This is a genomic window from Chromobacterium sp. W521, assembly GCF_052805975.1.
Genome location: NZ_JBRBAF010000011.1, coordinates 55,035 through 76,335 on the forward strand (window position 1 = coordinate 55,035; position 21,301 = coordinate 76,335).

The following is a 21,301-nucleotide window of genomic DNA, read 5'->3' on the forward strand; positions in this document are numbered from 1 at the left end:
TAAAGCCCGACGCTGTGATAATCGCGAAAAAACGGTTTGCCATTAATACCCTGCGGGGGTATATAATTCAGCCCAGGAGGTCATCATGACAGCAAGCACCGTGGATTTGCCGATTGAGGGCATGAGTTGCGCGGCCTGCGCCGCCAGGATTGAAAAACAGTTGAATCGGCTGGACGGGGTGGAAGCGGCGGTGAATTTCGCCAGCGAGTCCGCCAAGGTTTCGTTCGACCCGGTCAAAACCCCGCCGCAGACACTGGTGGACACCATCGCCAAGACTGGTTTCGCCGTGCCGCGCCGGCAGGCGGAGCTGGACATCCAGGGCATGACTTGCGCCGCCTGCGCCGGCCGTATCGAGAAGGTGCTGAACCGCTTGCCAGGCGTGTCCGCCCAGGTCAACTTCGCCAGCGAGAGCGCCCGTGTCGATTACGTGGCCGGTCTGGCCGACGAGGCGGCGTTGATCGCCGCGGTGAGCCGCGCTGGTTATCAGGCCGCGGCCAAGGCCGGGCCGGGCGACGACACGCTGGCCGCCGAGCATGCGCGCCGCTACCGGCGCGAGCGGTTGTGGTTCGCGTTCTCCGCCTTGCTGACCTTGCCCTTCCTTATTGAAATGGCGGCGATGTTCAGCGGCGGCCACCATGGCTGGCTGCCGCGTTACTGGCAGTTGGCCTTGGCCACGCCGGTGCAATTTATCGTCGGCTGGCGTTTCTACAAGGGCGCCTGGGCGGCGCTGCGCGGCGGCGGCGCCAATATGGACGTGCTGGTGGCCCTGGGCACCAGCATGGCCTGGCTGTTGTCGGCGGCGGTGACGTTGCTGGGGCGGGAAGACCAGCATGTCTATTTTGAAGCCAGCGCCTCGGTAATTACGCTGGTGCTGCTGGGCAAGCTGCTGGAAGCCCGCGCCAAGGGGAAAACTTCGGCCGCGATTGAGGAGCTGATCCGGCTGGCGCCCAAGACCGCCCGCGTGGAGCGCGAGGACGGCCGGGTGGAGGAGGTGGCGGTCACCGCGCTGCGCCAGGGCGATCTGATTGTGGTGCGCCACGGCGAAACCTTGCCGGTGGACGGCGAGGTGGTGGACGGCGCGGCGGCGCTGGATGAAAGCATGTTGACCGGCGAAAGCCTGCCGGTGGCCAAGCGCGTCGGCGACAGCGTCTACGCCGCCACCCGCAACCAGGACGGCATGCTGAAGATCCGCGCCACCGGCGTGGGCGGGGACACCCAGTTGGCCGAGATTGTGCGCCTGGTGAGCGCGGCCCAGGGCTCCAAGGCGCCGATTCAGCAATTGGCGGACGTGATTTCCGGCGTGTTTGTGCCGGTCGTGGTGGGCATCAGCCTGTTGACCTTCATCATTACCGGCCTGTGGCTGCAGGATTGGCCGGCGGCGCTGATCCACGCGGTGGCGGTGCTGGTGATTGCCTGCCCTTGCGCTTTGGGCCTGGCCACGCCGACAGCGGTGATGGTGGGCGTGGGCAACGGCGCGCGGCGCGGCATCCTGTTCCGCAACGCCACCGCGCTGGAACTGGCAAGCCAGGTGGGGGTGCTGTTGGTGGACAAGACCGGCACGCTGACCGAAGGCAAGCCGCAAGTCAAACAAGTGCTGCCGCTGGCGGCGGACACGGATTTGGTGCTGCAACTGGCCGCCAGCGTGGAGGCTGGATCGGAACACCCGTTGGCGCGCGCCATCCTGCAACAGGCGCAAGAACAGGGCCTGGGCTTGCTGCCGGTCAGCGGCTTCGCCGCCCAGGTGGGGCAGGGGGTGCAGGCGGAAGTGGCCGGTCACGGCCTGGTGCGCGCCGGCGTGCCCGGCTGGTTGGGCGAGCAGGCCTTGAACGCCGCCTTGCCCTTGCAACAGGCGGGAAACACCGTGGTGGCGGTGGCGCGCGGCGAGGAGCTGTTGGGCCTGCTGGCCATCGCCGACCGCATCCGCCCCAGCTCGGCTCAGGCGGTGGCGCAGTTGCAGCGGATGGGCATACGGGTGGCGATGCTGACCGGCGACAACCCGGCCACCGCCGCCGGCATCGCCGCGGAGGCGGGCATCCGTGATTACCGCGCCGAGGTGAAGCCGCAGGACAAGGCGGCGGAAGTGCGGCGTTGGCAGGCGCAGGGCTTCAAGGTGGCGATGATGGGCGACGGCGTCAACGATGCGCCGGCGTTGGCCGCCGCCGACGTCAGCCTGGCGATGGGCGCCGGCTCGGACGTGGCGATAGAAGCCGCCGATATCACCCTGATGCACGGCGACTTGATGCACGCGGTGGACGCGATTCGGCTGTCGCGCGCCAGCCTGCGCAAAATCCGGCAGAATCTGCTGTTCGCCTTCATTTATAACGTGATGGGGATTCCGCTGGCGGCGCTGGGCATGTTGAACCCGGTGATCGCCGGCGCGGCGATGGCGATGAGTTCGGTATCGGTGGTGAGTAATTCGCTGCTGCTGCGGCGCTGGAAATAAGGCGGCATCGGTGTGAGAACGTGTTTACGATCTCGCGAGCTAAGGCGAAAACAGCTGAGAAGGCGCAGTGTACAGACGGTATATGAGTATTTCGAAGCTGTACTCACCGTGTGACGTCTCACGACGCGCAGCAGATCGTGAACAGGTTCTGAGGGGCGGTTTGAATTTTTTCAGGAGAAAGCAATGTCCGAATTGATCATGAAAGTGGATGGCATGACCTGCCAGGGGTGCGTGAAAAGCGTCAGCGGCGTGCTCAGCGGCATGGCCGGCGTCAGCGAGGCCGAAGTCAGCCTGGAGGCTAAGCAGGCCAAGGTGGTGTACGACGCGGAGATCGTGTCGCCGGAGGAACTGGCGGCTGCGGTGGAGGACGCGGGCTTCGACGTGACGCGCTGAGTGTTAAACGGTGGCGAGGCGGAACAGGGCATGGCTTGCGGGGCATGCCCTGTTTCATTGTTCGTCGCCTTTGGGCGTTGACTGAGTCCCGTCGTTTTCAGAGGAGAGGGCGTAGGGGAATTGCCGGCAATGTATTGTTTTTCAATGACCTTGCCGGCTTGACGATTCGGGGAACGGGTGCCGGCATCAAGCTATGCCTGGCTGGCAAAGGTCAATGATGAGCGACGAGAAAACCATAGAGAAGATGAGACAGCGGGCGGCCTCAGCTTAGATGAACTCATGGCCGTGCGCGACGCCAGCTGAATCAAGGGCAGCCACCAGCTCTACAAGATCCCCGGAGTTCCAAGTAGCGTGAATATGTGAAGTTCAGACCTTATCCGCCGGTCCTTGCCGGCTGGGTTGTCACTATTCCTCCTCCCCCAACACGCCGAACTCCACCGGCGTCTTCACGTAAAACACCTTGACCCCGGCGGCGGCGAGCGCGGCCAGCAGCCGCTCGGCCTCGTCGGCGCTGATCACCAGCGTGACTTCCTCGGGCTGGTCCGCCAGATCGAAGAAATGGACGGAGTGCAGCCGGCGGTGGCGGCCGTAGCCTTCGCTGGCGGTGAACAGCGTGGCGCCGCGGATGTCCATCCGCCGCGCCTGTTGCACGATCCATTCCGCCAGCGGCAGGCCGTCGTGGCAGTGGTCTTGCTGGGTGAAGAAGGAGAGTTGATAGCCTTGCATGGTCTTGGCCTCCGGCGGCTACAGTTCGATCAGCATGCCTTCGCGCAGCGGGCAGACGCGCAGGCCGTTGGCGTATTCGGAGCGCAGCTGTTCCAGCAGGTGTTCGCGGCAGCCGGGGTCGATGTGGCTGATCCAAAGATGGGTGTTGGCCGGCAGCAGCGGCAGGAAGGGCAGCAATAGCAAGGGCGTCATGTGGCCCTGGCGCGCGGCCTCGCCCTGGCGTTCGTCGGTGTAGGTCAATTCGCAGATCACGTCGGTCAGCGAGGGCACATTGGACACCCATTGCCAGAAAGCCGGGCAAGGGCCGCTGTCGCCGCTGAAAGCGAGAGCGCGCCAGCTGCCTTCTATCAACCAGCCCAGCGCCGGCACGCTGTGATTGGCCGGCAGCGCGGTGGCCAGGCCTTCGCCTATCGGCAGCGCGTAGCCGGGCTCCACCGCTTGCAGCCGCAGCCAGGGCTGTTCGACGCTGGGTTGACGGGTGTAGTCCGGCCAGAGTTCGCCGTTGAACAGATGGGCGCGCAGCGCGTCCAGGGTTTCTTGCTGGCTGTAGACAGTGAGGCCGGGGCCGCGGCGGCTGGCGTGAACGTCGGCCAGCAGCGGCAGGCAGCCGCAGTGGTCGGCGTGGCTGTGAGTGAGCAGCACCTGGCGGATGGACAGCATCTCGTCCGCGCGCAAGCTGGTCACGCCGGTGCCGCAATCTATCAGGGTGTCTTCGTCAATCAGAAAACTGGTGGTGTGGCCGGGGTGGCCAATGCAGGCGGCGGCGCCGAGAACCTTGATGTGCATGGGTTTCTCCTGGTTGCGGCCGTTGACCGGCCGGGCTTGGCCGGTCCGCCGCTGCAAACATGGAAACGATCTGCTGCCCGCCCCGCCCGATGCGAGTTATTGTCGCGCCGCCGCCCAAGAGACCGCCGGCTTGAATCTTTCTAGTGTAGACAAGCCGGCGGCCGCTTGCGCGGTCTGGGCTTAGCGCACGATGCCCACCGGGTAGAGGAAGCGGTTGCTGTCGGCGAACGGCGTCTGCTCATAGAACCAGTTGAGCCGGGCGTTGCGGTCCTTGGCGAACTTGGGGTCCTTGAGCCTGGCCTGGAAGGCCTGACGCAAGGCCGGGCTTTCCGCCAGCATGCGCCGCGCCATCGGTTCCATCACATAGGCTTCCGGCGCTTCCGCCGAGGTGAGGTTGGCGTTGAAGAAGCCCCAGTGCAGGAAGGAGTCCGGGCTGGCCGGTTCCAGCAGCAGCATCGCCAGCGTGCCCAAGGGTTGTTGCGGGTTCACCACCACAGAGCCAGCCGGATAGGTGACTTTGCGCTGCAAGGGGCTGGGCTTGCCGTCTATCAGCAGGCGGCCTTCGTAGCCGGGAATCTTGTCGGCGGATTCGCGGTCCGGCTCAAACGGCGTGCCCAGCTTGATATCGTCCAGCCGGTAGACGGTGACGTCCAGTGTTTCCGGCCGGCTCAGTTCGCGCAGCTGGATGCCGTGAGCGCGTAGCCGAGCGATCACCTCGTGCCACTGCGCCGGCACCACATAGGCCTTGGGCCGTGCGGCGGTGAGGTCCGGCACGGTCAGCGGGGTGATGGGCAGGCGGTAGTCGCGCGGCTGATTGCTCCAGCGCACGATCTTGTCGCCGGTGATCGGAGATTGCACTTTGTCGAACTTGACGCCCTTGAAGTCCACCAGCTTGGGTTTGCCCTCGGCTTCCTTCCAGGTCAGCGTCACCGGGTCCGGCCGCGCGGCGCGGTCCTTGGCGATGGCGGCGCGCAGGCTGTCGTAATGGCGGGACACGCTGTCGAAGATGGCGCGATAGAGCACGTAGTTGCCCAGCACTTGCTGCTTGTAGGGCTTGAGCGCGTGCAGTTCCACCAGGATGGCGGGGATGCCGCGGGCGTCGGCGTACTGATTGGAGAAGCGCGCCAGATCGCTGTAATACGGGTAATAGCCCTTGTCGGGGTTCTCGTTGTCGTTCATCGAGATGCAGACATTGGGTTCATGGCCGTAGCGGCGCAGTTCGCGGTAGACCTCGGGCGTCATCACCTGGTCCATCCAGCGGCTGGACTCGGGCGACCAGCCTTGGCCGTTGTTGCAGTAGGTGACGTCGTATTGGTAGTTGACGCCGTCCGTGCTGTGGGTGTCGATGAAGAAGTCCGGCTGGTAATCGTTGAGCGCGCGTGCCACGTTGCGGATTTCCGGGCTGTCCAGCTTGGTGAAATCCCGGTTGAGGTTGAGGTTGCGGCCGTTGACCCGCCAGCCGGTCTGTTCCGGCCCGTTCTGGTTGATGCGGCCGTATTTGCCGTAGCGCATGTCGCCGTCCACGTTGACGGTGGGGACGAACAGCAGGTTGACCTTTGACAGCAGTGCGTCGTCGCGGATGAGTAGATCGCGGATCAGCATCAGCCCGGCGTCCTTGCCGTTGGCTTCGCCCGGGTGGATGCCGGCTTGCACGTAGATCAGCGGCTTGCCGCTGGCGCGCAGGCCTTGCGGCGATTTGTCGGCGGCGGCGGACACCACCGCCATCATCATCTCGTGGCCTTGATCGGTTTTTTCCGCCATCGGGCCCAGCTTGAGCAGCGCCGGTTTGGCCGCGGCCAGCTTGTTCAGGTAGGCGATGGTTTCCGGATAGGCCGGCGTGTGCTTGAAGCCGCTGGCCTCCAGCGGCGTGGCCCACGGGTCGTCCGCCTTGGCGGCGAAGCGCTGGCTGTCCCCCTGCCAGGGGATGTCCGGGGGCAGCACGCGCTGGCGCGCGGCGGATAGGTATTGGCTGTCGTCGACGTAGTCCGGCGCGGCCGGCATGGCGTGTGCGTGCGGACCGAGGTGCAGGGCGGCGAAGGCGGAAACGATGGCGAGGCGCAGCGGCAAGTGCATGATGATTATCCTGATTGTCCAAGACCGAAACAGGCTACGCCCGCCGGCCCGGCGGACGCACGGGCTGTTGCACGGCGGCTTGACCGGGGTCAAGCGGTGCCTGCGGGGGTGTGGTTCGAGAATCGATATTTTTTGTGGCATATTGTCGCAGGGGTCCAGCGCGGCCGCGCCGGATCGGGATCATTTCAGACAAGGGGTTCTCGTGAAAACTTGGGTATCGAGCCTGGCCTTGGCCGTCGCGTTGTCCAGCGCGGCTTACGCCGCGGACATTCCGCTGCGTGACTTTTTCCGTAATCCGGAGCAGAGCAATTTCACCTTGTCGCCGGATGGCAAGAGCGTGGCTTTCCTGGCGCCTTGGGAGGCGCGGCGCAATATTGTGGTGCGCATGCCGGGGCAGCCGGACCGGCGCGTCACTGAAGTGAAGGACCGCGACCTGTCGGGTTATTTCTGGAAGGGCAATCAGCGGCTGGTTTACAGCAAGGATAATGGCGGGGATGAGAATTTCCACCTGTACGCGGTGGACCTGGTCAGCGGCAAGAGCCGCGATCTGACGCCGTTTCCCGGCGTGCGCGCGGAGATCGTCGACGAACTGACCGAGCGGGACGACGAATTGCTGGTGGGTCTGAACAAGCGCAAGCCGGAAGTGTTCGACGTTTACCGGGTGAACCTGAAAACCGGCAAGTTGAAGCTGGAGGCGAAGAACCCCGGCAATGTCACCAGTTGGAGCACTGATCACAATGGCCGCATCCGCATCGCCACCACCACGGACGGCGTCAACAGCACCCTGCTGTATCGCGACCAGCCGGGCGGCGCCTTCCGCAAGCTGATGACCACCTCCTTCCGTGACAGCTTCAATCCCTTGTTCTTCACTTTCGACAACCAGCGTTTCTACGCCGCCAGCAATCTGGGCCGCGATAAGAGCGCCATCGTCGAATTCGATCCCAAGACCGGCAAGGAAGTGAAGCAGATCTATCACCGCGACGACGTGGACGTCGACGGCCTGGGCTTTTCCCGCAAGCGCAAAGTGATCACCTGCGCCCGCTTCGAAACCGACAAGCCGGGCCGGCAATGCCTAGATGAGAAGAGCGAGGCCCTGCTTGCTAGGCTGGAGGCGCGGCTGCCCGGCTACCAGGTGGATATCCAGTCCGCCAACCGCGCGGAGAACCGTTTCATCGTGGCGGCCTGGAACGACCGTACCCAGGGCAAGCGCTATCTGTACGACGAGGCCGGCGACAAACTGGAACTGCTGGCCGAGATCACGCCCTGGTTGAAGGAAAGCGAGATGGCTACGATGCGGCCGGTGCAGTACCGCAGCCGCGACGGTTTGACCATCAACGGCTACCTGACCCTGCCCAAGGGCAAGGAGGACGCCAAGGGGCTGCCGGTAATCATTAATCCGCACGGCGGGCCATGGGCGCGCGACAGCTGGCGCTTCAACCCCGAGGTGCAGTTCTTCGCCAATCGCGGCTGGGCGGTGCTACAGATGAACTTCCGCGGCTCCACCGGCTATGGCCGTGATTTCTGGCAGGCCTCGTTCAAACAATGGGGCGGCACCATGCAGGACGACGTCAGCGACGGCGTGGACTGGCTGGTCAAGCAGGGTGTGGCGGATCCGAAGCGCGTCTGCATCTACGGCGGCAGCTACGGCGGCTATGCCACGCTGGCGGGCATCACTAAGACGCCTGATTTGTATCGCTGCGCGGTGGATTACGTGGGAGTGTCCAATCTATTCACCTTCATGAACACCATACCGCCGTACTGGAAGCCGATGCTGGACATGATGCACGAGATGGTGGGCGATCCGGTCAAGGACAAGGCGATGATGCGCGAACGCTCGCCGGTGTTCCAGGTGGACCGCATCAAGACTCCGCTGCTGGTGTTGCAGGGGGCCAAGGACCCGCGCGTCAACATCGACGAATCCAATCAGATCGTCAAGGCGCTGCAGAAGCGCGGCGTGGAAGTGGAATACATGGTCAAGGACAATGAGGGCCATGGTTTCCGCAACGAGGAAAACCGCTTTGACGCGTATGGCGCGATGGAGCGTTTCTTCCGTCAGCATTTGAATTAAGACCCGCTAAGAACGTGTTTACGATCTCGCGAGCCAAGGCGAGACAAGGCGAAAACGAGCGAAAAAGCGAAATGTACCGTGGTACATGAGCATTTTGAGCTCGGTTTCAACGCCGTATCGCCGGCGCGCAGCAGATCGTAAACAGGTTCTCAGGCCCTGGCCGGCAGACTCCAGCGCCTGTCGCTCCAGCGGCCCAGCAGTTGCAGGCCGCCGCAGACCACAAAGTAAGCCAGCGCGATGAAGGCGAAGATCTCCAAAGGGTAGACCTGCTCGCGGTTGTTGACCTGAGTGGCGACGAAGGTGAATTCGGCCACGCCCACCACATAGGCGAGCGAGCTGTCCTTGATCAGGGTAATCCACTGATTGACGAAGGAGGGCAGCATCATGCGCAGCGCTTGCGGCAGCACGATCAGCCGCAGCGTCTGCCTGCGGTCCAGTCCCAACGACAGCCCGGCCGCCCATTGTCCGGGGCCGATGGCGGCGATGCCGGCCTGCACCGACTGGCTCAGATAGGCCGCGTTGATCAGCGCCAGCGCCAATACCACGGTGAGTACGCCGGGGATGTCCACCCCAAACAGGATGGGCAGCAGGAAATAGCACCAGAAGATCAGCATCAGCACCGGGATGGCGCGCAGCAGCGCCACCAGCGTGGCCAGCGCGCGGCGCGGGCCGGGCCCGCACATGACTAGGGCGATGCCGCCGGCCAGGCCCAGCAGGCTGGCCAGCACGCCCGCGGCGGCGCTGATGGCCAGGGTCAGCAGCAGGCCGCCGGGCTCGCCGTTGGCCAGATTGCCCCACAGCAGATAATCGAGATTGTCCTGAATCACCGGCGGCATCATTGCGGCGCCCTCCATGCCGGCTCGCCGCGCTGGCTCAGCGCCTGAGTCAACAGCACCAGCAGCAGATAGGCGGCGGTGGCCACGGCGAAGGCCTGGAAGGCGAGCAGGGTTTCGGTTTCCACCTGGCGCGAGGTATAGGACAACTCCGCCACGCCTATGGCCATCGCCAAGGAAGTGTTCTTCACCACCGCGGTGTATTGGCCGACCAAGGGACGGCGCGCCAGCGCCCAGGCCTGCGGCAGCACCACCCAGCGGAATTCCTGCCAGCCGTTCATGCCCAGCGCGCGCGCCGCCTGGCGCTGGCCGGCGGCGACGCCGCGCAGCCCGGCTTGTAGTTCGCCGCAGATGAAGCTGGCGCTATAAAGGGTTAGCCCCACCAGCGCGGCCAGGAATTCGAAGGACGGCCATGGCAGCGTCAAGCCGCCCGGCAAGGGGAGGCTGCGCGGCGTGTTCAGCCACAGCATGGCGGTTTCCGGCAGCAGGCCGGCCACGCCGAAATACCACAGCAGCAGCTGCACCATCAGCGGCGTGTTGCGATGCAGACTGACCCAGAGGCCGGCGCCGTGGTTCAAGGCGCGCCAGCGCGATTCCAGCGCAGCGGTCAGCAGCATGCCTAGCGCGGTGGCGGCGACGCAGACCAGCAGAGCCAGCCAGCCGGTGAGCAGCGCGCCCTTGAGCAGCCAGCCCAGGTAGTGGGGTTCCAGCCAGTGGTGGCCAAGCCAGGAGGGGGGATTCATTGCTTGCTGTCCTGTATTTCGATAAGGCCGCCGTTCGGCGCCGGCGGCGCTTCAAATGGCGAAACCGCCGGGCGCGCCCGGCGGCTTGGGATACGGATGGGAAAACGCGCCGTCTTAGAGTCTGTTTACGATCTCGCGAGCTAAGGCGAGACAAGGCGAAAACGAGCGAAAAAGCGGAATGTACGAGTGGTACATGAGCATGATGAAGCCGTTTTCAACGCCGTATCGCCGACACGCAGCAGATCGTAAACCGGTTCTTGGAGCCGCTAAGAAAACCTCGCGGAGAACCTGAGCCAAGGTGCGCCGACGCAGGCAGTACAAGTCGTACGACAAGGAGGCGCAACGCAGGATCAGGGGTTTTGTTAGCGGGTCTTAGCTGGCTTCGCCGATCTTGAAGTCCCTAGGCAGCGGCGCCTTGGTGGCCGGCCCGAACCACTGGTTGTAGATCTTGGCGGCCTGGCCGGATTTTTCCAGTTCCAGCAGGCTGTCGTTCACCGCTTTCAGCAGACGCGCTTCGCCCTTGGGCAGGCCGATGGCCTGGTATTCGCGGGTCAGGGTGAACGGCGCCAGTTCAAACTTGGCCTTGTCCGGCGCGTTGGCCAGCAGCGCGGCCAGCTTGGAGCCGTCCTGGCTGATGGCCTGGACGTTGCCGTTGCGCAGCGCGGTGAAGGCCAGCGGGGTGTCATCGTAGGCCACTACGGTGGTCTTGGGGTATTTGTCGCGCAGGTTCACCTCCTGAGTGGTGCCCTTGTCCACGCCCACGCGCAGTCCGGCCAGTTGCTCCGGCTTTTGCAGCGAACCCTTGCGGGCGATGAACTGCTGACCGGAGGCGAAGTAGGGCAGGCTGAACGCCACTTGCTTCTTGCGCTCGTCGGTGACGGTGAAGTTGGCTGCGACCAGATCCGCCTTGCCGGAGACCAAGAGCGGCACGCGGTTGGCCGGATTGGTGGGGATCAGGCTGAGTTTGACGCCCAGCTTCTTGGCGATGTGCTGGGCCACGTCCACGTCCAGGCCGGAGATCTGGCGAGTCTTGGCGTCGAGAAAGCCGAATGGCGGATTGCTGTCGAAGGCGGCGACGCGCAGCACGCCGGCTTTCTTGATGTCATCCAGACGGTCGGCCCAAGCGGCGGTGGCGGCGGTGCTCAATGCGATGGCCAATGCGATGGCGTGTTTCATGATGATGCCCCTTGTCTGAAGACGCGCCGGGGGTTCCGTTCGCGCTGTTTGGCGGCGCGTTTTCAGAAGATGCCGGCGCATCGTGATTCCGAGAAATTTTCTGCCATGGATAAACCCATGACATGCGATGGAGTGATGCTAAGGCATTCTGCAAATTCTTGGAAATTATTAAAAATTAGTCTTATATATTGTTTTGTTTTGATTGTGTGATTTTCCTCATCGGAACAATGCCTTGTCCAAATCGAGATCGTGGCGACGGCAGGCCGATATTTTTGTTCGAGGTAGGATTGCCAAACAATTTCCTTTGCCGCGCTTTTCTGCAATCGGCATAATCGCGTTTTCCGTGTGCCCGCCCTTGGCGGACGCCTCGACGGATTTGCAACTTTTCTTGACGACTGTGATGACTGTCGCGTAAGCGCGCCGGGACGGATCAGACAAGCCAAAGCCGAAATGCCCAGCATCTATCAACTCAAATCCCGTTTTCAGGACCTGCTGCGCCCCTTGCTGCGCGGCCTGGTTTCCCTTGGCGTTACCGCCAACCACGTTACGCTCGGCGCCATGCTGGCTTCCATCGCCTACGGTGGCTGGCTGGCCACCCAGCCGGAGCGGGCCTTGCCCTGGTTGCTGTTGCCCGTATTCCTGTTCCTGCGCATGGCCTTGAACGCTATCGATGGCATGCTGGCGCGCGAGCACGGCCAGAAGTCCCGGCTGGGCGGCATTCTCAACGAAGTGGGCGACGTGGTGTCCGACGCCGCGCTCTACCTGCCGTTTGCCTTGTTGTTGGCGGAGCCGGTCTGGGTGGTGTTGGCGGTGACGCTGGCCTTGCTGACCGAGTTCGTCGGCGTGTTGGGCCCCAGCCTGGGCGGCACGCGGCGCTACGACGGCCCTATGGGCAAGAGCGACCGCGCTTTCGTATACGGCGCCTACGCGTTGCTGCTGGGCCTGTGGCCGCAGGCGACGGCCTGGGGGGCTTGGGTGTTTGGATTGAGCGCCGCCTTGATGGCGCTGACCTGCGTCAACCGGGCGCGGGCCATTTTGAAAGAGGGCGAAGATGTTTAAACCGCTGTTGCCGCAGGCATTGATCTGGGCGCTGGGCGCCGTATTCGCGTTGTTGGTGATCGCCAGCGTCGCCATCCGCGTGCTGGAGAGCCGATCGCCGCAAAAGAACTGGCTGGAGTTGAAGCTGCGCATCCGCACCTGGTGGTGGATCGTCGCCTGCTTCTCGCTGACTTTGCTGGGCAATGTGCCGCTGGCGCTGGTGGTGTTCGCGCTGATCAGCTTCCTGGCGCTGAAGGAATACCTGACGCTGTGCGCCACCCGCACCGCCGATCACGTGGTGCTGTTCTGGGCTTATCTGAGCATCCCGCTGCAGTATTACTGGCTGGGCATTCACTGGTACGGCATGTTCATCATCTTCATCCCGGTTTACATCTTTCTGTTCCTGCCGATGCGCATGGTGCTGATCGGCGAGACCCAGGGCTTCCTCAAGGCGGCCGCCTCGCTGCAATGGGGGCTGATGATTTGCGTGTTTTGCCTGAGCCATATGGCCGCCGTGTTGACCCTGCCGCAGCTGACCCATATCGGCGAACCGGCCCAAGGCGCGATGTTGCTGTTCTACCTGGTGGCGCTGACTCAGCTCAACGACGTGGCGCAATACTTGTGGGGCAAGGCCTTCGGCCGGCGCAAGGTGGCGCCCAAGGTATCGCCCAACAAGACGCTGGAGGGCTTCCTGGGCGGGGCGCTGACCACCTGCCTGCTGGGCTGGCTGCTGGGGCCGCTGCTGACGCCGTTCTCGCCGCTGCACGCGGCCTTGGCCGGTTTGTTGATCGGGGTGATGGGGTTCATCGGCGACATTGTGATTTCCGCGGTGAAGCGCGACATCGGGGTCAAGGACTCCGGCCGCCTGCTGCCCGGCCACGGCGGGGTGCTGGACCGGCTGGATTCGCTGACCTATACCGCGCCGCTGTTCTTCCACTATGTCCACTACTTGTACTTCTGAGCCGATGATGAGCCGATTGCTGCGCATTCTGTTTGTGTTGCTGCTGGCCCGGCCGGTGGTGCGATTGTGGTTGGGGGTGACGGTGCGTCATCAGGAGAGGCTGCCGCTGAACGGCCCGGCCATCGTGGTGGCCAACCACAATAGCCACCTGGACATCCTGGCGCTGTACAGCCTGTTTCCGCTGGGGCGCATCCCCGAGGTGCAGCCGGCGGCGGCGGCGGACTACTTCCTGAAAAACCGTCTGTTCGCCTGGTTCGCCACCCAGGTGGTGGGCATTATCCCGGTGGTGCGCGGCGGCGTGGCCAAGGGCCTGGACCCGTTGGAGGGTTGCCGCGAGGCGCTGCGCCAGGGACGGATTCTGATCCTGTTTCCGGAAGGCTCTCGCGGCGAACCCGAGGTGCTGTCCGAGATCAAGTCCGGCATCTGGTATCTGAGCCGCGATTTCCCCGACGTGCCGGTGGTGCCGGTCTATCTGCACGGCCTGGGCCGGGCGATGGGGCGCGGCCAATGGCTGCCGGTGCCCTTCTTCGTCGACATCGCCATTGGCCGGCCGCTGCAGTGGCTGGAAGAGAAAACCGCTTTCCGCGACCGCATCCGCGAATCGCTGTTGTACTTGAAGCAAAAAACCCTGCCCGCCGCGCCGGCGGAGCAGGAGGCTTGAAAGGAGCCGGAGCATGCGCCAAGCCGAAGAATCGCAGTTTGTCAGTTTTGACGGTCAAACCCTGTTTTATCGGCATTGGCCGGCGCTGACTCCCGGCGCGCGGCCGCGCGCCATCGTGCTGCTGCACCGCGGCCACGAACATTCCGGCCGCCTGCAGCACCTGGTGGACGAGTTGCAGCTGACGGATACGCCGATGTTCGCCTGGGACGCGCGCGGTCACGGCCGCAACGAGGGGCCGCGCGGCTACAGCCCCAGCCTGGGCGCCACGGTGCGCGACCTGGACTGCTTCGTCCGCCACCTGTGCCGGCGTCACGGCCTGGCGATGGAGGAGATCGTGGTGATCGCCCAGAGCGTGGGCGCGGTGCTGGCGGCCGCCTGGGCCCACGACTACGCGCCGCGCGTGCGCGCGCTGGTGCTGGCCTCGCCGGCCTTCAAGGTCAAGCTCTACGTGCCCTTCGCCCGGCCTGGGCTCCGGCTGATGCAGCGGTTGCGGGGCAATTTCTTCGTCAACTCCTATGTCAAGGCGCGCTTCCTGACTCATGATCCGGAGCGCATCGCGTCCTACAACAGCGACCCGCTGATCACCCGGCCGATTTCCTCCAACATCCTGCTGGACTTGTACGACACCGCCGAGCGCATCGTCGCCGACGCCGGCGCCATCACGCTGCCGACCCAGTTGTTGATGTCGGGCGCTGACTTCGTCGTGCACCAGGGGCCGCAGCGCGAGTTCTTCCAGAAACTGGGCAGCCCCCTGAAGGAAATGCACCTGCTGCCGGGCTTCTACCACGACACCTTGGGCGAGCGCGACCGCGCGTCGGCGCTGGACAAGATTCGCGCCTTCATCCAACGAGTGGAGGCCGGCGCGCCGGCGGTGGACTTGAGCCGCGCCGACGCCGCCGGCCATACCGCGCTGGAATACCAGCAACTGCAGCAGCCGCGCTCCTGGCTGTCGCCGTTGCGCTGGCAGTTTGCGCTGACCCGGCTGACCCTGGCCACGCTGGGCCGCCTGTCCGCCGGCATACGCCTGGGCTGGCGCACCGGTTTCGATTCCGGCAGCACCCTGGATTACGTTTACCGCAACCAGGCGTCCGGCTTCAGCCCGCTGGGCCGGCTGGGCGACCGCGCCTACCTGGACAGCGTGGGCTGGAAGGGGATACGCCAGCGCAAGCTGAACCTGGAGGAGCTGATCGCCGCGGCGATGAGCCGCCTGCGCGTCGATGGCCGGCCGCTGCGCCTGTTGGACATCGCCGCCGGTCATGGCCGCTACATTCTGGACGCCGTGGCCGGCCAGCCGGTGGAACATGTACAGCTGCGCGATTACAGCGACATCAACGTAGGCGCCGGCCGACGCTTGATCGCTGAACGCGGCCTGGAAGCGGTGGCGCGTTTCGACCAGGGCAACGCCTTTGACCGCGCCAGCCTGGCCGCGCTGCAGCCGGCGCCGACGCTGGCGGTGGTGTCCGGCCTCTATGAGCTGTTTCCCGAAAACGAACCTATCCGCCAATCGCTGGCCGGCCTGGCCGAGGCGGTGCCGCCCGGCGGCTATCTGGTCTACACCAACCAGCCCTGGCACCCGCAGCTGGAACTGATCGCGCGCACGCTGAGCAGCCATCGCGGCGGCGCGGACTGGATCATGCGCCGGCGCACTCAGCAGGAAATGGACCAACTGGTGTCCGACGCCGGCTTCGAGAAGCTGGAGCAGCGCATCGACGAATGGGGCATCTTCAGCGTCAGCCTGGCGCGACGCCGCGCCGACGCCGCAACGGAGCGGCCACAGCCGCTGGCCGAGGCCGAGGCGTGAGCGCGCCGGCCGCCGCCGGCCGTCCTTGGCGGCTGGCCTGTCTATGGCTGTTGCTGTTGGGGCCCAGCTTCTTCCTGCTCTACGGCGCGGCCAATCAATACGCGGCCGGCCTGCCGCCGGAGCGGGTGGGTAATGTGGCGATGGCCTGGGAGCGGGCCATCCCGCTGTGGCCGTGGACCATCGTGCCGTATTGGAGCATAGACCTGCTCTACGGCCTGTCGCTCTTCCTGTGCGTCAGCCGCGCCGAACTCAATGCCCACGCCAAGCGCCTGCTGGCGGTCACCCTGCTGTCCTGCCTGTGCTTTCTGCTGTTCCCGCTGCGCTTCGGCTTTGAGCGCCCGCCGCTGGACGGTGTCTTTGGGCAACTGTTCGACCTGCTGATGGGCTTCGACAAACCGTTCAACCAGGCGCCTTCGCTGCATATCGGCCTGTTGGTGGTGCTATGGCTGCGCTACTGGCAGCACACGCCCCGGCGCTGGCTCTGGCTGCTGCATGGCTGGTTCGCCTTGATCGGCGTGTCGGTGCTGACCACCTGGCAGCATCATTTTTGGGATGTGCCCAGTGGTTTCGCGCTGGCGGTGCTGGTCTGCTATCTGTGGCGGATGCCGGCGCCGACGGCCCCGTCCTGGCGTTCGCCCGAGCCGGGCCGCAGCCGCGTTTTGGGCGCGCGTTACACGGCAGGGGCCGCGTTGCTGCTGGTTTTGGCGGCGGCGCTGGGCGGCTGGGGCTGGCTGCTGGCCTGGCCGGCGCTGGCCTTGAGCGTGCTGGCGTGGGCTTATTGGCGGCTGGGTCCGGCCGCGCTGCAAAAACACGCCGGCCGCCGCCGCTTCGCCGCGCGTGTGCTGCTGTGGCCTTACAGCCTGGCCGCGCGGCTGGCGCATGCTTATTTTCTGCGCCGCTTGCCGGGCGCGGAGGAGGTGATAGAGGACGTTTGGCTGGGGCCGGTCAGCGCGGCGCGCGACGCCCGCTTCGTCGCGGTGCTGGACCTGGCCGCGGAATACGACCGCCAGGCGGCCGGAGCCGTGGTATACCATAGCCAGCCCTTGCTGGATCTGCTGCTGCCGGCGCCGGCTCAATTGCGGCTGGCGGTGCAGGCGCTGGATCGATTGCGGGCCGGCCAGCGCGGGCCGTTGCTGGTGCATTGCGCTTTGGGCCTGACACGCAGCGCGGCAGTGTTGCTGGCTTGGATGGTGCTCAGCGGACGCGCGGGCTCGGTGGAGCAGGCGCGCGCGCTGCTGAGGCAACGCCGCCAGCGCGTGGAGCTGAGCGATGCGCAATGTGAAGAACTGGCGCGCCTGTGCGCGCGATTGGAGCCCTTGTGACGTCTGATCTTGCGCAGGCGAGGCTGAGCGCCGCGGTTCTGGCCTCCTGCCGCTGGCTGTGCTGGCCTAGTTGGGGCTTGCTGGCCTTGTCGGCGCTGACGCCGGCGCCGGCCTTATGGCTGCTGTTGTGCGCTGCTGTCGCTTTATGGCAAGCCTGGCTGGGCTGGCGTCTGCAATTGGACGCGGCCTTGTTGCAGGCCGTGGATTCGGCTGGCACTCTTGAGGAGCTGGACCTGACCTTGTCACGGCTGTTTGGGCGCGACTTGGCCGGCCGCTCGCTGGAGGCAAGGCAGCGCGGCATGGCCCGCTTGCTGCGCGGATTTTTACTGGCGACCGGCCTGTGCTGGCTGCTGTGCCTGGCAGGGCTGTTGGCGGGGCGGATGTGAACAATAAGAAGATTCAAAAGCGTGGGAAGAGGAGAACCGTGATGAGCAAGAGAGCATGGTATGGCGGGGCGGTCTGCGCTTTGCTGGCCTCCGGCGGCTTGGCCTGGTTGGGTTTGATGCTGGCGGGCTTTGGCGCGTCCGGCAGCAATGGCGGCACGCCGGAGTGGCCGTTCTTGGTGGCCAAGGCGCTGGGGTTCGCGGGTTTCGCGATGTTTGTGTGTGGATTGGTCGCCTGCAAGGAAGCCAATTAAGCATGGGATGAAAATGGACGGGGCGGCAGGCTAAGGCTTGCCGCCCCGCGTTCGTCGTCTCAAAACCTGTTCAAGGTCTGCCGCGCTTCGTGGAGCGTTGCACGGTGAGTACAAGTTCAAAATGCTCGTGTAGCACGAGTACATTCCGCTTTTTCCCTTGTTTTCGCCTTGTCTCGCCTTTGCTCGCGAGACTTTGAACAGGCTCTCAGCCCAGGCGCCGGCGCAGCGCGCGGCTCAGCTGTTCCACGCTCCAGGACAGCGCGACCATCGCCAGGATGACGGCGGCGGCGGCCTGCTGTTGGAACAGGGACAGCGCCAGATACAGCTGCTGGCCCAGGCCGCCGGCGCCGACGATGCCGAGCACGGTGGCGATGCGGATATTGTTTTCCCAGCGGTACAAGGTGTACGCCAGCCATTGGCTGGCGACCATGGGCAAGGGCCCGTAGCAGAAGGCGGCCGCGCGGCCGGCTCCGGCGTGGAGCAGCGCCTGTTCCGCCTGCGGCGGCGCGTTTTCCAGGGTTTCCGCAAACAAGCGGCCCAACACGCCGGCGGTATGCATCGCCAGCGCCAGCACGCCGGCGGCCGGCCCCAGGCCCAGCGCCAACACCGCCAGCGCCGCCCACAGCAGGTCCGGTATGCCGCGCAGCATGTTCAACAACAGACGCGTCGCGCTCTTGGCTGCGACGCCCAGCCGGCCGGCCGCCGGCAAGGCCAGCGGCATGGCTAGAAGGGCCGCCAGCACCGTGCCCAGCGCCGACATCGCCAAGGTCTCCACCACGCCCTGACCCAGTTGCCTTAAAGTGGCGGGGGAGAAGTCCGGCGGCAGGAATTCCATGGCGAAGCGCGGCAGGCCGCGCCAGTCGAAACCGTTGGCTCGCCAGTCCGGCCATAGCCAGCAAAGACTGAAGGCGGCCAGCGCGCCGCCGGCCAGCAACAGGCGGCCGCCGCCGCCGTTGCGTTCCAAAGCGCGCCGCGACCAGCGGCTGACGCCTTCGCTCAAACCCACCAGCAGCAGGAACACCAGGAGCAGAGCGCCCACCTCGCCGCCGTTGAGCATTTTCAGGCTGCTGTCCAGCAACTGACCGATGCCGCCGGCGCCGACGAAACCCATCACGGCCGACGCGCGAATCGCGCATTCCCAGCGGTAGACGCTATAGCTGATCAATTCCGGCAGCGCTTGCGGCCACAGCGCCCAGCACAAGCGTTGCCAGCGGCTGGCGCCGACCGCCGCTAGAGCCTGCGCCGGCGCGCGCGGCTGGGATTCCAGAATTTCCGCGTATACCTTGCCCAGCATGCCGCCGTAAGCCAGGCCCAGCGCCAACACCGCCGGCAGGCTGCCCAGGCCGGCGGCGCGGACAAAGAGCAGGGCCCAGACGATGTCCGGCACGCCGCGCAGCCACACCATCAGCCCGCGCAGCAGGCTTTGCGCGGCCAAGACCTCGCGGCGCGGCGGGGAGGCGGTGAGTTGATGATCGTCCAGCGCGCGGCTGGTGGCGAAGGCCAACGGCGCGCCCAGCAGCATGGCCAGGACCAGGCCGGCGCTGGCTACCGCCAGCGTGACGACGGTTTCCCTCACGACTTCTTTCAGGAAGTCGCCGTCGTGGGCCGGCGGCAGAAAGCCGGCGGCGAAGCGCGCCAGGCTGAGCCAGGTGTCGCCGTTGAGCAAGGTGGCCAGCGTGAACTGAGTCAGCGGCAGCGTGAGTAGAAGCAGCGCCAGAGTCAGCAGCAGCCAGCCTAGCCGCGCGCGCGCGGCCGGGTCGCGCGGTTTCAGCATTGCAGGCCTCTGAGCGCCGTGGCGGGCGCGGCCGCTTCCATCGCCGCGTCAGGCGCGTCGCCGGAGTAGAGTTCGGTCAGCAGCGCGGAGTCGACCTGTTCGCGCGGCAAGTCGAAGGCGATCGCGCCGTCGCGCAGGCCGATGATGCGCGGGAAGTGCTCCAAGGCCAGTTGCACCGAGTGCAGGCTGACCAGAAGCGCGGCGCGGCGCGCGCGGGCGTCCTCGCACAGCAGGCGAATGGTGTCGTCGGCCAGCCTGGGGTCCAACGCCGACACGGGTTCGTCGGCCAGCAAGAGTTCCGGGCGCTGGTACAGCGCGCGGGCGATGCCGACGCGCTGGCGCTGGCCACCGGACAGCTGGTCGCAGCGCTGCCACAGTTTGTCGGACAGGCCCAGCCGTTCTAGTTCGGCGGCGACGCCGGCGTCGTCGTCCGGCCACAGCAGCCGGCGCAGGGCCGCCAGTTCGCCGCTATGACCCAGCCTGCCGGCCGCCACCGCATGGATCACCCGCTGGCGCGGAGGCAGCGGCGGCGTCTGATAGACGCTGCCGATGCGCGCGCGCAAGGCGCGCAGGGCGCGGCGCGGTAGGCGCCAGGGGTCGGCGCCCAGCAGCCGGACCTCGCCGGCGTCCGGGCGCAGGCCGGTGTTGGCCAGCAGCAGCAGCGAACTCTTGCCGGCGCCGGACGGCCCGATCAAGGCCGCTTGCTCGCCGGCGGCCAGGCGCAGCGTTATGCCGCGCAGGATGACGGCGCCGTCCAGCTTCAGGCCGGCGTCGTGGAACTCCAGGCTCACTTCAGCAGCCCGGCGGCCGTGGCGGCGGCTTCTATGCCCTGATAATTGTCCGGCTTGGTGGGAATGAAGCGGCTGGCGCGCTGTAAATCCAGCACGGCTTTCTGTTCAGGATTCTTGGCGTCCAGCTTGAGGAAGGCCTGGCGGATTTTGTCCTGCAAACCCTTGTCCATGCTGCCGCGCACCGTCCAGTTGTAGTCGTAGTAGGGCGGGGTGGTGGCGATTACGCGCACTTTGGCGCTATCCACCTTCTTGCTTTCCACCAGCTTTTGCCACACCGAGCTGTTCAACACGCCGGCCTCCACCTTGCCGGCGGCCACCCAGGCCACGGTGGCGTCGTGGGCGCCGGAATAGGCGACGTTCTTAAAGAAGCTTTCCGGTTTGATGCCGTCCTTCTGCATGAAATAGCGCGGCATCAGATGGCCGGACGTGGAGGAGGCCGAGCCGAAGGCGAAGCTGTCGCCCTTCAGCTCCTTCAGGCTCTTGGCCGGGCCGCTGGTGATGAAGGTTGAGGTGAACTTGCTGTCCTCCTCGCGCTGAACCAGCGGAACCACCTTGCCGCGCTGGCTGGCCTGCACATAGGTGAAGCCGCCCAGCCAGGCCAGGTCCAGCTTGTCCGAGGTCAGCGCGGTGACCACGCCGGCGTAGTCCGATACCGGCACGAACTGCACTTTCATGCCCAGCTCTTTTTCCAGGTACTGGCCCAGCGGCGCGAATTTGCGCTGCAGTTCGGTGGGGGATTCGTCTGGAATAGCGGAGACTTTGAGCACGGTCTGGGCGGCGTTGGCCAGGGTGGCGGCGGCCAGCAGGGCGCTGGCCAGCGTCAGTTTGATGGCGGTCATGGCGGTGTTTTCCTCTATCTGCGGACAAAAAGCCGCAAGGGCTGGCGCCGGCGGGCCGGCGATTCAAAAAGGCCAGTCATAAGACTGGCCTTGAAGCAGCGGGCTAAGAACTTGTTTACGATCTGTTGCGCGTCAGCGATACAGCGTTGAAACCAACCTCGAAATGCTCATGTACCGTATGTACATTCCGCTTTCTCAGCAGGTTTCGCCTTGTCTCGCTCTCGCTCGCGAGATCG

General features: G+C 65.3%; 19 protein-coding genes. 10 read left to right on the plus strand and 9 right to left on the minus strand.

Going from position 1 to position 21,301, the window contains the following annotated elements; translation table 11 throughout:
* Positions 1–85: 85 nt before the first annotated feature.
* Positions 86–2,443 carry a heavy metal translocating P-type ATPase gene (locus ACUXV1_RS17755; protein WP_043637644.1) on the plus strand — a complete coding sequence of 786 codons (2,358 nt, stop codon included), beginning with the start codon at positions 86–88 and terminating at the stop codon, positions 2,441–2,443.
* 183 nt (positions 2,444–2,626) lie between these two features.
* Positions 2,627–2,836, plus strand: coding sequence for a heavy-metal-associated domain-containing protein (locus ACUXV1_RS17760; protein ID WP_019102750.1), 210 nt, complete (start codon positions 2,627–2,629; stop codon positions 2,834–2,836).
* A 405-nt stretch (positions 2,837–3,241) separates the two neighbouring features.
* Here ACUXV1_RS17760 and ACUXV1_RS17765 read toward each other — a convergent pair whose 3' ends face one another.
* The 3 genes from ACUXV1_RS17765 to ACUXV1_RS17775 form a co-directional block, all read right to left on the minus strand.
* Complete coding sequence (locus ACUXV1_RS17765) at positions 3,242–3,562, minus strand: DUF190 domain-containing protein (RefSeq protein ID WP_446016104.1); 321 nt, start codon at positions 3,560–3,562, stop codon at positions 3,242–3,244.
* Between the two features lie 18 nt (positions 3,563–3,580).
* Positions 3,581–4,348, minus strand: a complete 768-nt coding sequence (locus ACUXV1_RS17770; RefSeq protein ID WP_043637648.1) for a 3',5'-cyclic-nucleotide phosphodiesterase — start codon at positions 4,346–4,348, stop codon at positions 3,581–3,583.
* 180 nt (positions 4,349–4,528) lie between these two features.
* Complete coding sequence (locus ACUXV1_RS17775; RefSeq protein ID WP_446016105.1) at positions 4,529–6,421, minus strand: M14 family metallopeptidase; 1,893 nt, start codon at positions 6,419–6,421, stop codon at positions 4,529–4,531.
* 202 nt (positions 6,422–6,623) lie between these two features.
* Between ACUXV1_RS17775 and ACUXV1_RS17780 the strand changes: the two genes are divergently transcribed.
* Positions 6,624–8,489, plus strand: coding sequence for a S9 family peptidase (locus tag ACUXV1_RS17780; RefSeq protein ID WP_446016106.1), 1,866 nt, complete (start codon positions 6,624–6,626; stop codon positions 8,487–8,489).
* Positions 8,490–8,638: 149 nt separating this feature from the next.
* On the opposite strand, the gene ACUXV1_RS17785 is transcribed toward ACUXV1_RS17780, so the two are convergent.
* The 3 genes from ACUXV1_RS17785 to ACUXV1_RS17795 all read right to left on the minus strand — a co-directional run bounded on the left by ACUXV1_RS17785 (position 8,639) and on the right by ACUXV1_RS17795 (position 11,241).
* On the minus strand, positions 8,639–9,328 hold the full coding sequence (locus ACUXV1_RS17785) for an amino acid ABC transporter permease (RefSeq protein WP_081555450.1): 690 nt from the start codon (positions 9,326–9,328) through the stop codon (positions 8,639–8,641).
* Positions 9,325–10,065, minus strand: coding sequence for an amino acid ABC transporter permease (locus ACUXV1_RS17790; RefSeq protein WP_114152070.1), 741 nt, complete (start codon positions 10,063–10,065; stop codon positions 9,325–9,327). Before ACUXV1_RS17790 ends, ACUXV1_RS17785 begins: the two co-directional genes overlap by 4 nt.
* Positions 10,066–10,437: 372 nt before the next feature.
* Positions 10,438–11,241, minus strand: coding sequence for an ABC transporter substrate-binding protein (locus ACUXV1_RS17795; RefSeq protein WP_019102759.1), 804 nt, complete (start codon positions 11,239–11,241; stop codon positions 10,438–10,440).
* Between the two features lie 450 nt (positions 11,242–11,691).
* Between ACUXV1_RS17795 and ACUXV1_RS17800 the strand changes: the two genes are divergently transcribed.
* From ACUXV1_RS17800 to ACUXV1_RS17830, 7 genes are read left to right on the plus strand one after another with little or no spacing between them, the layout of a single operon-like run.
* A complete protein-coding gene (locus ACUXV1_RS17800) occupies positions 11,692–12,300 on the plus strand; it encodes a CDP-alcohol phosphatidyltransferase family protein (protein WP_446016108.1) in 609 nt (202 codons plus the stop codon).
* Positions 12,293–13,240 (plus strand): phosphatidate cytidylyltransferase, encoded by a 948-nt coding sequence (locus ACUXV1_RS17805; RefSeq protein WP_107732795.1) that lies wholly within the window; start codon positions 12,293–12,295, stop codon positions 13,238–13,240. Before ACUXV1_RS17800 ends, ACUXV1_RS17805 begins: the two co-directional genes overlap by 8 nt.
* A gap of 7 nt (positions 13,241–13,247) precedes the next feature.
* Positions 13,248–13,901, plus strand: a complete 654-nt coding sequence (locus ACUXV1_RS17810) for a lysophospholipid acyltransferase family protein (protein WP_019102762.1) — start codon at positions 13,248–13,250, stop codon at positions 13,899–13,901.
* A 13-nt stretch (positions 13,902–13,914) separates the two neighbouring features.
* Entirely contained in the window at positions 13,915–15,702 is a 1,788-nt protein-coding gene (locus ACUXV1_RS17815) for a bifunctional alpha/beta hydrolase/class I SAM-dependent methyltransferase (RefSeq protein ID WP_446016109.1), read from the plus strand.
* Positions 15,699–17,024: a phosphatase PAP2/dual specificity phosphatase family protein gene (locus tag ACUXV1_RS17820; protein WP_446016110.1), complete on the plus strand. Its 1,326-nt coding sequence runs from the start codon at positions 15,699–15,701 to the stop codon at positions 17,022–17,024. Before ACUXV1_RS17815 ends, ACUXV1_RS17820 begins: the two co-directional genes overlap by 4 nt.
* Positions 17,021–17,410: a hypothetical protein gene (locus tag ACUXV1_RS17825; RefSeq protein WP_446016111.1), complete on the plus strand. Its 390-nt coding sequence runs from the start codon at positions 17,021–17,023 to the stop codon at positions 17,408–17,410. Before ACUXV1_RS17820 ends, ACUXV1_RS17825 begins: the two co-directional genes overlap by 4 nt.
* A gap of 41 nt (positions 17,411–17,451) precedes the next feature.
* A complete protein-coding gene (locus tag ACUXV1_RS17830; protein ID WP_043590936.1) occupies positions 17,452–17,661 on the plus strand; it encodes a hypothetical protein in 210 nt (69 codons plus the stop codon).
* A 205-nt stretch (positions 17,662–17,866) separates the two neighbouring features.
* On the opposite strand, the gene phnE is transcribed toward ACUXV1_RS17830, so the two are convergent.
* From phnE to ACUXV1_RS17845, 3 genes are read right to left on the minus strand one after another with little or no spacing between them, the layout of a single operon-like run.
* Positions 17,867–19,435, minus strand: a complete 1,569-nt coding sequence (gene phnE / locus ACUXV1_RS17835; RefSeq protein WP_446016113.1) for a phosphonate ABC transporter, permease protein PhnE — start codon at positions 19,433–19,435, stop codon at positions 17,867–17,869.
* On the minus strand, positions 19,429–20,226 hold the full coding sequence (locus ACUXV1_RS17840) for a phosphonate ABC transporter ATP-binding protein (RefSeq protein ID WP_114154111.1): 798 nt from the start codon (positions 20,224–20,226) through the stop codon (positions 19,429–19,431). Before ACUXV1_RS17840 ends, phnE begins: the two co-directional genes overlap by 7 nt.
* Positions 20,223–21,065, minus strand: a complete 843-nt coding sequence (locus ACUXV1_RS17845; protein ID WP_043590938.1) for a putative selenate ABC transporter substrate-binding protein — start codon at positions 21,063–21,065, stop codon at positions 20,223–20,225. The genes ACUXV1_RS17840 and ACUXV1_RS17845 overlap by 4 nt, the downstream gene beginning before the upstream one ends.
* Between the last annotated feature and the right edge of the window lie 236 nt (positions 21,066–21,301).